The organism is Streptomyces phaeochromogenes, assembly GCF_001418655.1.
GTDB lineage: Bacteria > Actinomycetota > Actinomycetes > Streptomycetales > Streptomycetaceae > Streptomyces > Streptomyces phaeochromogenes.
Window position 1 is genome coordinate 1 of record NZ_LIQZ01000390.1, and the last position, 11775, is coordinate 11775.

Genomic DNA, 11775 nt, shown 5'->3' on the forward strand with positions numbered 1-11775 from the left:
GTAGGGGCGGCGGGGGCGAAAGACTTCGCGGGCGCGGATAGGGTCGGAGCATGGCCAGTCACCCCGTGTCATCGTCGATGCCGACCCCCGTGACCCCGGCGGGCCGAGACGGCCTCGAAGCCATCATCGCGCGGCCCACCAGCGCAGTCCTCGCCTTCGACTTCGACGGCACCCTCGCCCCGATCGTCCCGGACCCCGAACAGGCCCGCGCCCACCCGGACGCCGTACCCGCCCTGGCGGCAATCGCCCCGATGGTCGCCTCCGTCGCCGTCGTCACCGGACGACCGGCCAGCGTGGCCGTACGCCACGGCGGCTTCGCCGGAGTCCCCGGCCTGGAGCACCTCGTCGTGCTCGGCCACTACGGGGCGGAACGCTGGGACGCCGTCACCGGCACGGTCCAGGCCCCCGCGCCCCACCCCGGCGTCGCCGAGGCCCGCGCCGAACTCCCCGGCTTCCTCGACTCCATCGGCGCCTGGCAGGGCACGTGGATCGAGGAGAAGGGCAGGGCGGTCGCGGTGCACACCCGCCGCGCCCAGGACCCCCAGGCCGCCTTCGAAGCCCTCCGCGAACCCCTCGCCGAACTCGCCACCCGCCACGGCCTGATCGTCGAACCGGGAAGAATGGTGCTGGAACTGCGCCCGCCCGGCATGGACAAGGGCGTCGCCCTCGGCGAGTACGTACGCGACATCGGCGCGGAGTCGGTCATGTACTGCGGCGACGACCTCGGCGACCTCCCCGCCTTCGCCGCCGTGGAGAAACTCCGCTCCGACGGCACCCCCGGCCTCCTCGTCTGCAGCGGCAGCAACGAGGTGACGGAACTCTCCGACCGAGCAGACCTGGTGGTGGACGGCCCGGAGGGGGTCGTACGCCTACTGGCAGCACTGGCGACGAAGCTGGCTCCGTAAGCATTTAGGGGCGCGGGGAACTGCGCAATCTTTTGGCTTTTAGGGGCGCGGGGAACTGCGCAATCTCTTGGCTTTTAGGGGCGCGGGGAACTGCGCCACCAGCGGCAGCGGACCCGCACGGTTCAAACGACTTGCGGCAGCTGCTACGCCTCCAGCGCGTTCAGCTGATCCAGAAACCACTGCGCCGGAGGCAAGGCCGTCGCAGCCACAGCCAACCGCTTCGTCCGCTCGGCCCGTTCCCCCACCGGCATCGTCAACGCCTCGTGCAACGCCCGGGCCGTGCCCGAAACGTCGTACGGGTTCACCACGATCGCATCCTCGCCCAACTCCTCGTACGCCCCCGCCTCCCGCGAAAGCACCAGCACGCAGCCGTCGTCCGACACGACCGGCACCTCCTTGGCGACGAGGTTCATGCCGTCCCGGATGGGGTTGACGAGGGCCACGTCCGCCAGCCGGTAGGAGGCCAGGGAACGGGCGAAGTCGTCCTTGAGGTTCAGCAGGACCGGGGTCCAACCGGGCGTCCCGTACTGGGAGTTGATCTCGTCCGCGACCCGCTGCACCTCGGCCGTGTAGTCGCGGTAGACCGCCAGGTCCTGCCGCGACGGGTACGCGAACGCCACGTGCACCGCCCGCTCGCGCCACTCCGGCCGCTCCTCCAGCAGCTCCCGGAACGCCAGCAGCCCGCGCACGATGTTCTTGGACAGCTCGGTCCGGTCGACCCGCACGATCGCCTTGCGGGCGCTGCCGTCCGGAGCCGTGCCGATCTGCTCGCGCAGTACCGCCAGCCGCTCGTCCACGTCGGGCCGGTGTGAGCGCTCGCGCAGGAAGTCCGCGTCCGCCCCGAGTCCGTGCACTCCGATCCGCGTACCGGAGGGGATCCCGGGACCCAGGACGGCGTGACAGCAGTCCGTGAACGCGTCCGCCCACCGCTGGGTGAGGAACGCGGCCCGGTCCGCGCCGAGGATCCCGCCGAGCACCTTCGCCGCGATGTCGTCCGGCAGCAGCCGGAAGTAGTCCGGCGGGGCCCACGGCGTGTGCGAGAAGTGCCCGATCCGCAGGTCGGGGCGGAGTTCGCGGAGCATCCGCGGGACGAGGACCAGGTGGTAGTCCTGTACGAGGACCGCGGCGCCCTCCGCCGCCTCCTCGGCCAGCGCCTCGGCGAAGGCGTGGTTGTACGTCTCGTAGGCCGCCCACTGGCGCCGGAACTCCTTGTCGAAGACCGGCTCAAGCGGTGTCTGGTAGAGCAGGTGGTTGACGAACCACAGCACGGAGTTGGCGATGTCGTTGTACGCGGCGGCGTGGGTGTCGGCGTCGATGTCCAGCATCCGTACGCCGTCTTCGCCCACCCCGCGTCGTACGGCCTCGCGGTCGCCGTCGCCGAGGGCCGAGCACACCCACAGGGCGCCCGCGTCCGGGCCGATCGCGGAGAGCCCGGAGACGAGGCCGCCTCCGCCGCGCTTGGCGGTGAGCGTCCCGGTCTCGTCCAGCGTGTACGAGACCGGGCCGCGGTTGGAGGCGACCAGGATGTTGTGGGTGCCGCGGGTTGAGACCATGCCTCGAAATCTAGCCCCCGCCGTAAACGCTCAAACGTTCCCCCTCGGCGGGGGGCGAGGTTGTCGGTTGGCTGCGCCCCTTCAAGGGGCGCGGGGAACTGCGCAGTCTTTTGGTCTTTCAGGGCCGCGGGGACGGGCGGGACCAGCCCTCACGGCGCCGCAGACAACAACGCCGCACCCCGCAAAGCGCTACGCCGCCTTCCGTTCCACGTACTCCTCGATCTCCGCCATCGGCGGCCTCTCCTCCATGTCCACCGAGTACGTGCGCGGCTCGAAGCCGTGCTCGCCGCGTTCGAACTGGGTGAGGGAGGGGCGGATCATGTGGCCGCGGGCCAGGCGGAGCTGGGCCGTGCGGTAGATCGCGGCGGACATGCGGCCCAGGGCCTGGCCGTCCTGGTGGCGGTGTTTGCGGACGCCGACGTCGACCTGGGCCAGGGCGTCCAGGCCCACCAGGTGCAGCGCGTCGACCAGCATGCCCAGCTCGACGCCGTATCCGACGGGGAACGGGAGCTGTTCGAGGAGGGAGCGGCGGGCCGCGTACTCCCCGCCCAGCGGCTGGACGAAGCCGGCCAGCTGCGGCCAGTGCATGTTGAGGAGCGGGCGGGCCATGAGTTCGGTAACCCGACCCCCCTGACCTGCGGCGGAGCCCAGCGGACGGTCGTACATCGCCTTGACGAGGTCGACGCCCGGGTCGGTGAGCAGCGGGCCGACGATCCCGGAGACGAAGTCCGCCGAGAACTCCTTCAGGTCCGCGTCGACGAAGGCGACGATGTCCCCGCTGGTGACGAGGAGCGAGCGCCACAGCACCTCGCCCTTGCCGGGGACGGCAGGCAGCCGGGGCAGGATCTCGTCCCGGTGCACGACGCGGGCGCCCGCGTCGGCGGCGACCTCGGAAGTGCGGTCCGTCGAACCCGAGTCGATCACCACGATCTCGTCGACGAGCGGCACCTTCCTGGTCATCAGCTCACGGCGGATGATCGCGACGATCTCGCCGACGGTCTCCTCCTCGTTGAGCGCGGGCAGTACGACACTCACCGTGGAGCCGGTGGCACGCTTCGCGGCGATGAGTTTCTTGAGCGGGCGGTCCTCGACGGACCAGGAGCGCGTGCTCAGCCAGCGCTCGACGTCTTCCAGCACGTGCGGCTCTCCCTTGCGTTCATTGGGATGCGTGTGCCCGCCGCGAGGCACTGTCGGGTGCGTCACTGTCATCTCGCGGTTCGGACGGCTCTCTCCACCATCCAGGCCTTCGGTTACAGTCTTGAACAACGCTGATGACCATCGCATGTCGGGGGTCGTTGCGTGCACAACCAAAACCGGAAGCAGATCCGGAACCAGAACCACAACTGAATACCGCTCATCCAGAGGGGCAGAGGGATACGGCCCGTTGAAGCCCCGGCAACCCTCCAGCCGGTCTCGTCCTGATCATCGTCGATCAGCGCAGCGAGGCTCCCGGCTAGGGAAGGTGCCAAATCCGTCTCACGGCGAAGTGCGTCGTGAGGAAGATGAGGAGAAAGGGCCTCGCCTCCATGGCTGCGCAGACAGTTGCAAGCACCACGAACTCCACCCCCGCCGCGAACTCCGTCGACCTCGGCCCGGCCGCCGCGCTTTCCTGCCGCGAATGCGGCCACCGCGTCCCGCTCGGTCCGGTCTTCGCCTGCGAGGAGTGTTTCGGCCCGCTGGAGATCGCGTACGACTTCTCGGCCTATGACGCCGAAGAGCTCCGCAAGCGGATCGAGGCGGGCCCCGCGAACATCTGGCGGTACGCGCCGCTGCTGCCCGTCCCCGCGGACGTGGCCGACAAGCCGAACATCAACCCCGGCTGGACCAAGCTCGTCCAGGCCGACAACCTCGCGCGCGAGCTGGGTGTCGACGCCGGCAAGCTCTTCGTGAAGGACGACTCCGGGAACCCGACGCACTCCTTCAAGGACCGTGTCGTCGCCCAGGCCATCGAAGCGGCCCGCGCGTTCAACTTCACCACTCTCTCCTGCTCCTCCACCGGCAACCTCGCCGGTGCGGTGGGCGCCGCCGCCGCGCGTGCCGGCTTCCGGTCCTGTGTGTTCATCCCGCACGACCTGGAGCAGGGCAAGGTCGTCATGGCCGCGGTCTACGGCGGCGAGCTCGTCGGCATCGAGGGCAACTACGACGACGTGAACCGCTTCTGCTCCGAGCTGATCGGCGACCCGGCCGGCGAGGGCTGGGGCTTCGTCAACGTCAACCTGCGGCCGTACTACGCGGAGGGCTCCAAGACCCTGGCGTACGAGATCTGCGAGCAGCTCGGCTGGCAGCTGCCCGACCAGCTCGTCGTGCCCATCGCCTCCGGCTCGCAGCTCACGAAGATCGACAAGGGGCTGCAGGAGCTGATCAAGCTCGGGCTCGTCGAGGACAAGCCGTACAAGATCTTCGGTGCGCAGGCCGAGGGCTGTTCGCCGGTGTCCGTGGCGTACAAGGCGGGGCACGACGTCGTACGGCCGCAGAAGCCGAACACGATCGCGAAGTCGCTGGCGATCGGTAACCCGGCGGACGGTCCTTACGTTCTCGATATCGCCCGGCGTACGGGTGGGGCCGTGGAGGACGTGAACGACGAGCAGGTGGTCGACGCGATCAAGCTGCTGGCGCGGACCGAGGGGATTTTCGCGGAGACCGCCGGTGGTGTGACGGTGGGGGTGGCGAAGAAGCTGATCGAGAATGGTCTGCTGGATCCGAGTCTGACCACGGTTGTGCTCAACACCGGTGATGGTCTGAAGACCCTGGACGCTGTTGCCTCCGACACGGGGCTGACCGCGACGATCCGGCCGAACCTGGATTCCTTCCGCGAGGCTGGGCTCGGTTAATCGCCGCGCCCCCAAAAGCCGAAGACCGCGCAGTTCCCCGCGCCCCTGACGGGCGCTTCGCACCCGACCGGAGGTCCAACCCCATGAGCGTCAACGTTCGTATCCCCACCATTCTGCGTACCTACACGGGCGGCCAGGCCGAGGTTTCCGCCGAGGGTGGGACTCTCGGTGCGGTCATCGCCGATCTGGAGAAGAACCACACCGGGATCGCCGCCCGGGTCCTGGACGACCAGGGGCAGCTGCGCCGGTTCGTCAACGTGTACGTGAACGACGACGACGTCCGCTTCGAGCAGGGGCTGGAGACGGCGACGCCGGACGGGGCCGGGGTGTCGATCATTCCCGCCGTCGCCGGCGGCTGACCGTCGGACGCCGTGCCGAGGGCTCATCATTACCTTCGGTAACTGGCGTCACTGAGAGTTCATCGAATTGCCCCCTCCGTGAGAGAAGCGGAAGGGGCAATTCTGTATGGTTGAGCGCGGTACAGTTGGGGAACCTGCTTCGATCCGCACGCCGGGCGCATTGAGATCCCGCCCGAAGCCCGACAAGAAGTAGCCAAAGTGCCCCGCCTTTTTGAGCCTTTTATGGCATTCATGGGGCCCGACTTGCCCTGAATCTTCGTGAATTCTTCACATATTCCCGATCGGTCGTGCCCGGAATTCTCGTCGGATTGACCTGTTGCAGACGGCAGTTGGACGGATACATTCAGCCGCGGTCGACGCGTTCCGGCGCACACCCCCAACCGTTGGGGGGTGAGGTCTGACCCGGATCCGCGAAGTGCGGGTCTGTGCAAGGGCCAGTAATAGGGGAGTTAGGCATGGCTCAGGGCACCGTCAAATGGTTCAACGCGGAGAAGGGGTACGGCTTCATCGCGGTCGACGGTGGTGCGGATGTTTTCGTCCACTACAGCGCGATTCAGATGGACGGCTACCGCACCCTGGAAGAGGGTCAGCGGGTCGATTTTGAGATCTCGCAAGGCCAGAAGGGGCCGCAGGCGGACATGGTCCGACTGGCGACCGGCTGAAGCACGCGCCGACTTACTGCAGCGACGTTCTTCTTCCGAAGGGCTCGTACCCCACGGGGTGCGGGCCCTTCGGCACGTCCGCACCCCGTACGCGCCGTCCGTGCGCTCTCTTCCCACCTGCTCCCACCTGCGGATCATCCTGAGCCGCTTGCACTCGCATGGGTCGAGTGCTAATCATTGGCGTTAGCACTCTGAAGGTGAGAGTGATAACGAGGACCGGGTCGGTGAGGCCCGCTGGCCAGGTGGGGCAAGGAACCACGAGGTCGGCAGGCCGTCCGTCGCGGGCGCGGGCGCGGTCCTGGAGATTCCACCCCAGTCCGGGAGGACCACTTCACATGGCCAAGATCATCGCGTTCGACGAGGAGGCACGGCGCGGTCTCGAGCGCGGGATGAACCAGCTCGCCGACGCCGTCAAGGTCACCCTTGGTCCCAAGGGTCGCAACGTCGTCCTCGAGAAGAAGTGGGGCGCCCCCACGATCACCAACGATGGTGTTTCCATCGCCAAGGAGATCGAGCTCGAGGACCCGTACGAGAAGATCGGCGCTGAGCTGGTCAAGGAAGTCGCCAAGAAGACGGACGACGTCGCCGGTGACGGTACGACCACCGCGACCGTTCTGGCGCAGGCGCTGGTCCGCGAGGGCCTTCGCAACGTCGCCGCCGGCGCCAACCCGATGGCTCTCAAGCGCGGTATCGAGAAGGCCGTCGAGGCCGTCTCCGGTGCCCTCCTTGAGCAGGCCAAGGATGTCGAGACCAAGGAGCAGATCGCTTCCACGGCCTCCATCTCCGCCGCCGACACCCAGATCGGCGAGCTCATCGCCGAGGCGATGGACAAGGTCGGCAAGGAAGGCGTCATCACGGTCGAGGAGTCCCAGACCTTCGGTCTGGAGCTCGAGCTCACCGAGGGCATGCGCTTCGACAAGGGCTACATCTCGGCGTACTTCGCCACCGACATGGAGCGTATGGAGGCCGTCCTCGACGACCCCTACATCCTGATCGCGAACTCGAAGATCGCCAACGTCAAGGACCTGCTCCCGCTCCTGGAGAAGGTCATGCAGTCGGGCAAGCCGCTGCTGATCATCGCCGAGGACGTCGAGGGCGAGGCCCTGTCGACCCTGGTCGTCAACAAGATCCGTGGCACCTTCAAGTCCGTCGCCGTCAAGGCCCCGGGCTTCGGTGACCGCCGCAAGGCGATGCTGAACGACATCGCCATCCTCACGGGCGGCGAGGTCATCTCCGAGGAGGTCGGCCTCAAGCTGGAGAACACCGGCCTGGAGCTGCTCGGCCGCGCTCGCAAGATCGTCATCACCAAGGACGAGACGACGATCGTGGACGGCTCGGGTTCGGCGGACCAGGTTGCCGGTCGCGTCAACCAGATCCGTGCCGAGATCGAGAACTCGGACTCGGACTACGACCGCGAGAAGCTCCAGGAGCGCCTGGCGAAGCTGGCCGGCGGCGTGGCCGTCATCAAGGCCGGTGCCGCCACCGAGGTCGAGCTCAAGGAGCGCAAGCACCGCATCGAGGACGCCGTTCGCAACGCGAAGGCGGCCGTCGAGGAGGGCATCGTCGCCGGTGGTGGCGTGGCCCTGCTCCAGGCCTCCTCGGTCTTCGAGAAGCTGGACCTGGAGGGTGACGAGGCGACCGGCGCCAACGCCGTGAAGCTCGCCCTGGAGGCCCCGCTCAAGCAGATCGCCGTCAACGGTGGCCTTGAGGGTGGCGTCATCGTCGAGAAGGTGCGCAACCTTCCCGTCGGCCACGGCCTCAACGCCGCGACCGGTGAGTACGTCGACATGATCGCCGAAGGCATCATCGACCCGGCGAAGGTCACGCGCTCTGCTCTGCAGAACGCCGCGTCCATCGCCGCGCTGTTCCTCACCACCGAGGCCGTCATCGCCGACAAGCCGGAGAAGGCCGGCGCCGGCGCCGGCGCCGGTGGCGGCATGCCGGGCGGTGACATGGACTTCTGAGCCCAGGGCCGAACGGCCATGGCTCGATAGTTCATCGCAGTACACGAACGAGGGCGGCACCCCATTCCAGGGGTGCCGCCCTCGGGCGTGTCCGGGGTCACAGGGGTATGCGATGCGGTGGCGGAATGTGCTGAGGGTCGGGGTGGTTGTTCGCGGGGGCGTTCATGCGTATGCACATACCGAGTGGGATGCGCATACGTACGCATGGATCCCCCGACCGACTGACCACTCCATCCCCACGAGGAGCCCCTACGTGACTGTCGCCCCCTCCGCCTCCCGCGCGGCCGAGATCCTTTCCCGGCCCGTCGCCCTCAACGGCCTGACCGTTCCGAACCGGATCGCGATGGCGCCGATGACCCGGCAGTTCTCGCCGGGCGGTGTTCCGGGGGAGGACGTGGCGTCGTACTACGCGCGCCGTGCCGCCGCCGGGGTCGGTCTCATCGTCACCGAGGGCACGTACGTGGGCCATGAGTCGGCCGGGCAGAGCGACGACATCCCCCGCTTCCACGGGGAGGAGCAGCTGGCCGGGTGGGCGAAGGTCGCCGAGGCCGTGCACGCGGCGGGCGGGAAGATCGTGCCGCAGCTCTGGCACATCGGGAGCGTGCGCCGGGCCGGTGAGCCGCCGTTCGCGGACGCCCCGTCCGTCAGCCCTTCCGGTATCCACACCGAAGGCGCCGAGGTCACCGGCAGGGCCATGACCCAGCAGGACCTGGACGATGTCATCCAGGCCTTCGCCGAGGCCGCTGCCGCCGCCGAGCGCATCGGCTTCGACGGGGTCGAGCTGCACGGCGCGCACGGTTACCTGATCGACCAGTTCCTGTGGGCCGGCACCAACCGCCGCACCGACGCGTACGGCGGCGACCTCGTCGCCCGGACGCAGTTCGCCGCGGAGATCGTGGCCGCGGTGCGGGCCGCCGTCTCGCCGACCTTCCCGATCATCTTCCGCTTCTCGCAGTGGAAGCAGCAGGCGTACGAAGCTCGCCTCGCCGAGACGCCGGAGGAGCTGGAGGCGCTGCTGGCCCCGCTCGCCGCGGCCGGTGTGGACGCCTTCCACGCCTCCACCCGCCGCTACTGGCGCCCGGAGTTCGACGGCTCGGACCTGAACCTGGCCGGCTGGACGAAGAAGCTCACGGGCAAGCCGGTCATCACCGTCGGCTCGGTCGGCCTCGACGGCGACTTCCTCAAGGGTTTCCAGGGCGAGGGCGCCCCGGCCAGGGGCATCGACGACCTGCTGGACCGCCTGGAGAGCGACGAGTTCGACATGGTGGCCGTGGGCCGCGCCCTCCTCCAGGACCCGCAGTGGGCGGCGAAGGTCCTCGACGGCCGCTTCGACGAGCTGGGGGCGTACGACGCGGCGGCGCTCGGCTCACTCAGCTGAGCCGACCAACACGGATGGCTGTTGTACGGCGAGGGCGGCACCCCTTCTTGCGGGGGCGCCGCCCTCTGGCGTCACGCGGGTGGGTCATCCGCCAACTGCCGATGTGGCGGTATCCCGGCGGTCCTCTTCCTCCAACTGGGCCATGAACTCCGCGTGCGACATTGCCGCCCCGGCCGGACTCGCCTCACGGGCCTGCGCTTCGGCGATGTCCGCCTTGTCCTGCAACCGCTGAGGCTCTTCCGGTTCGCTTGTTGGGATGAGTGCGGCAGCGGACTTGCCGTGCTCACCGGTGGGAGAGTGCGGTCGGCTCACTTCGGCTGTTCCTTTGTCGGTGCGCGTGGGCCGTCAGTCCGCGTAGTCCTTGAGTTTCTCGGTTTTCAACGTGATGCCGACGGGCTCGGGGATCTCCACGGTGGCTCCCCACGGGTAGGAGGAGGCCTGCTGGTAGCGGCCCTCCTTCGGCTCGCTGAACACGGTGACGGTGTTGTTGTCGCGGTCGATGAGGAGGTAGACGGGGATGTCGGCCGCACCGTAGCCGACGGGTTTGTCGATACGATCTCGGCGGTTGGTATCCCGGTCGTGGGAGGTGATCTCCACTGTCATGAGGGTGCCGTCGGGGTCCGACCATTCGCCGTGCCCTTTGAAGTGGTCCACCGGGGCGAGAGACCCATCCGTTCGGGCGCGGCCCTTGCGGTACGCCTCGGCTTTGACGCCGGACTCGGGTACGAGATTCAGGTCCGGGCGTTGTTGCATGCATTCGCGCAGCAGCCACATGAAGATCTCGCGGTGGTTGCCGTCCGGCATGGCCTTGACCTCTAGTTTTCCATTGACGTACTCAAGCCGGACGGTTTCCGGCGCCCGGTGCTCCAGTTCCTCGAAGTCCTCGACGCTGAGAGGGTCCTTCGTGCGGAGTCGCCCGTCGACGAATTCGAGCCGCACGTTCTCCGGGGCTGCGTCGGCCAGTTCCTCGAAGTCCTCGATGGGCATCTGCGGGCGTTCAGCGGTGCCAGGGGTCATGGTGGTGCCTCCTCCCTTCCATCGTGCCCCGGCTGTGTGCCTTCGTACTGTTGGAGCGGTCATAGGCGTGGCCTTTCTCGTCGGTCGACCATCGCCGCGCGGGCTGCGGCGGCGTGGGCATGGACTGCGGTGGATGTCAGGGGGACGGACGGCCCGGGTGGCACCACCTCGCCCCAGCACGGGCCGCAGGTGCCGCCCGGCAGGGCCTCGGGGCGGCCCGGTGTGCCGCACTTCGCGCACTCCAGTACGCGCAGGGGTGGGCGTCGCGGCGGAGTCGGCTCCGGTTCCGGTGGGAGCTTCGTCGTGAGGCGGGTGCGGATGAGGGCTGTCGGGCTGTGGACCGGGACGGGGAGGCCCGCGGTCAGGGTCTGGAGTACGTACTCGTCGGTCGCGCCCCTCGCGAACCACTCGGTGAGGAGCGGAGCGAGGTCCTCGCACGCCCTGGCGGAGAGGGACAGGGACGGGGTCGTACGGCCGAGCGCCGCGAGCAGGATGTACGCGCGCGAGCGGGTGGGGCCGACTTGCCTGTCAGGGGGCTCCGGTGCCTCCTTCGGTACGTCGCCCCTCGTGAACGCCGCCCACCAGTCGTCGTCCCGCGCCGTCCGCGAGAACCACGTTCGGGTGATCCAGCGGGGGCTGCCCGAGTCGGCCAGGTGTTCGCGGCCCCGGCGCAAGTGGCCTGCCCGCTGAAGGTTGTTGAGGGCCGTCCGGAGTGCGCACTGGCCGTACGGGAGCGTCTTGGCCAGCGTCTTTACGGAGATGTCGGCGCCGCCGGGAAGCCGGTCGATGTACGCGGCGACGGCCGCTTCGCGGGGTGGGAGGTGGGCGAAGTCCTGTGCCGTTCGGGGGTGTTGGTCCGGTGCGGCGCGTTTTCCGTAACCCGGATTGGCCATGGGGTGTGGGAGTGCGTGCGCGGGAAGGAAGGCAGGGCTAGGCTTGGCGTCAGCCATGGGATCGAGTCTCTTTCGATCTTGTGGTCAAGCCCCCGCAGGTGTTCCACCACCTGGCGGGGGCTGTTCGTTATCCGGGCACGCTAGACCCTTGTGACTGTCCGTGGCAAACCGGTTGCGTCGAGTCAACTCGCAGGGAGGGTGGGTGGGTTGAAG

The 11775-nt window shown here is 68.5% G+C and carries 11 protein-coding genes and 1 riboswitch; of the genes, 6 read left to right on the forward strand and 5 right to left on the reverse strand.

Annotated elements, in window-relative coordinates:
• The first annotated feature begins 50 nt into the window (after window positions 1-50).
• Window positions 51-905 (forward strand): trehalose-phosphatase, encoded by an 855-nt coding sequence (otsB, locus tag AOK17_RS39540; protein ID WP_055617453.1) that lies wholly within the window; start codon window positions 51-53, stop codon window positions 903-905.
• A 143-nt stretch (window positions 906-1048) separates the two neighbouring features.
• Here otsB and AOK17_RS39545 read toward each other — a convergent pair whose 3' ends face one another.
• Together AOK17_RS39545 and AOK17_RS39550 are read right to left on the reverse strand one after the other, a co-directional pair.
• On the reverse strand, window positions 1049-2458 hold the full coding sequence (locus AOK17_RS39545) for an alpha,alpha-trehalose-phosphate synthase (UDP-forming) (RefSeq protein WP_055617454.1): 1410 nt from the start codon (window positions 2456-2458) through the stop codon (window positions 1049-1051).
• A gap of 189 nt (window positions 2459-2647) precedes the next feature.
• Window positions 2648-3595 (reverse strand): glucosyl-3-phosphoglycerate synthase, encoded by a 948-nt coding sequence (locus AOK17_RS39550; protein WP_055617455.1) that lies wholly within the window; start codon window positions 3593-3595, stop codon window positions 2648-2650.
• Window positions 3596-3809: 214 nt separating this feature from the next.
• Window positions 3810-3967: riboswitch (SAM riboswitch) on the forward strand.
• 17 nt (window positions 3968-3984) lie between these two features.
• Here AOK17_RS39550 and thrC point away from each other — a divergent pair.
• From thrC to AOK17_RS39575, 5 genes are all read left to right on the forward strand, one after another.
• Complete coding sequence (thrC, locus tag AOK17_RS39555) at window positions 3985-5289, forward strand: threonine synthase (RefSeq protein ID WP_055617456.1); 1305 nt, start codon at window positions 3985-3987, stop codon at window positions 5287-5289.
• A gap of 83 nt (window positions 5290-5372) precedes the next feature.
• Entirely contained in the window at window positions 5373-5648 is a 276-nt protein-coding gene (locus AOK17_RS39560) for a MoaD/ThiS family protein (RefSeq protein WP_055617457.1), read from the forward strand.
• 455 nt (window positions 5649-6103) lie between these two features.
• Window positions 6104-6310 carry a cold-shock protein gene (locus tag AOK17_RS39565; RefSeq protein WP_007493268.1) on the forward strand — a complete coding sequence of 69 codons (207 nt, stop codon included), beginning with the start codon at window positions 6104-6106 and terminating at the stop codon, window positions 6308-6310.
• A gap of 335 nt (window positions 6311-6645) precedes the next feature.
• Window positions 6646-8274, forward strand: a complete 1629-nt coding sequence (gene groL / locus AOK17_RS39570; RefSeq protein ID WP_055617458.1) for a chaperonin GroEL — start codon at window positions 6646-6648, stop codon at window positions 8272-8274.
• A 253-nt stretch (window positions 8275-8527) separates the two neighbouring features.
• Complete coding sequence (locus AOK17_RS39575) at window positions 8528-9652, forward strand: NADH:flavin oxidoreductase (RefSeq protein ID WP_055617459.1); 1125 nt, start codon at window positions 8528-8530, stop codon at window positions 9650-9652.
• 84 nt (window positions 9653-9736) lie between these two features.
• On the opposite strand, the gene AOK17_RS51030 is transcribed toward AOK17_RS39575, so the two are convergent.
• Genes AOK17_RS51030 through AOK17_RS39585 form a run of 3 tightly spaced genes read right to left on the reverse strand, consistent with a single transcriptional unit; the run spans window position 9737 to window position 11619 of the window.
• Window positions 9737-9964 (reverse strand): hypothetical protein, encoded by a 228-nt coding sequence (locus AOK17_RS51030; protein ID WP_157881492.1) that lies wholly within the window; start codon window positions 9962-9964, stop codon window positions 9737-9739.
• A 33-nt stretch (window positions 9965-9997) separates the two neighbouring features.
• Window positions 9998-10669, reverse strand: a complete 672-nt coding sequence (locus tag AOK17_RS39580; protein ID WP_245697658.1) for a Uma2 family endonuclease — start codon at window positions 10667-10669, stop codon at window positions 9998-10000.
• A gap of 59 nt (window positions 10670-10728) precedes the next feature.
• On the reverse strand, window positions 10729-11619 hold the full coding sequence (locus AOK17_RS39585) for a hypothetical protein (protein WP_425424674.1): 891 nt from the start codon (window positions 11617-11619) through the stop codon (window positions 10729-10731).
• Window positions 11620-11775: the final 156 nt, after the last annotated feature.

What these genes read in the sequence shown, in the direction of transcription:
- otsB (WP_055617453.1), top strand. Translation starts at nt 51, where the DNA reads ATGGCCAGTCACCCCGTGTCATCGTCGATGCCGACCCCCGTGACCCCG.
- AOK17_RS39545 (WP_055617454.1), bottom strand. Translation starts at nt 2,458, where the DNA reads ATGGTCTCAACCCGCGGCACCCACAACATCCTGGTCGCCTCCAACCGC.
- thrC (WP_055617456.1), top strand. Translation starts at nt 3,985, where the DNA reads ATGGCTGCGCAGACAGTTGCAAGCACCACGAACTCCACCCCCGCCGCG.
- AOK17_RS39560 (WP_055617457.1), top strand. Translation starts at nt 5,373, where the DNA reads ATGAGCGTCAACGTTCGTATCCCCACCATTCTGCGTACCTACACGGGC.
- AOK17_RS39565 (WP_007493268.1), top strand. Translation starts at nt 6,104, where the DNA reads ATGGCTCAGGGCACCGTCAAATGGTTCAACGCGGAGAAGGGGTACGGC.
- groL (WP_055617458.1), top strand. Translation starts at nt 6,646, where the DNA reads ATGGCCAAGATCATCGCGTTCGACGAGGAGGCACGGCGCGGTCTCGAG.
- AOK17_RS39580 (WP_245697658.1), bottom strand. Translation starts at nt 10,669, where the DNA reads ATGACCCCTGGCACCGCTGAACGCCCGCAGATGCCCATCGAGGACTTC.
- AOK17_RS39585 (WP_425424674.1), bottom strand. Translation starts at nt 11,619, where the DNA reads ATGGCTGACGCCAAGCCTAGCCCTGCCTTCCTTCCCGCGCACGCACTC.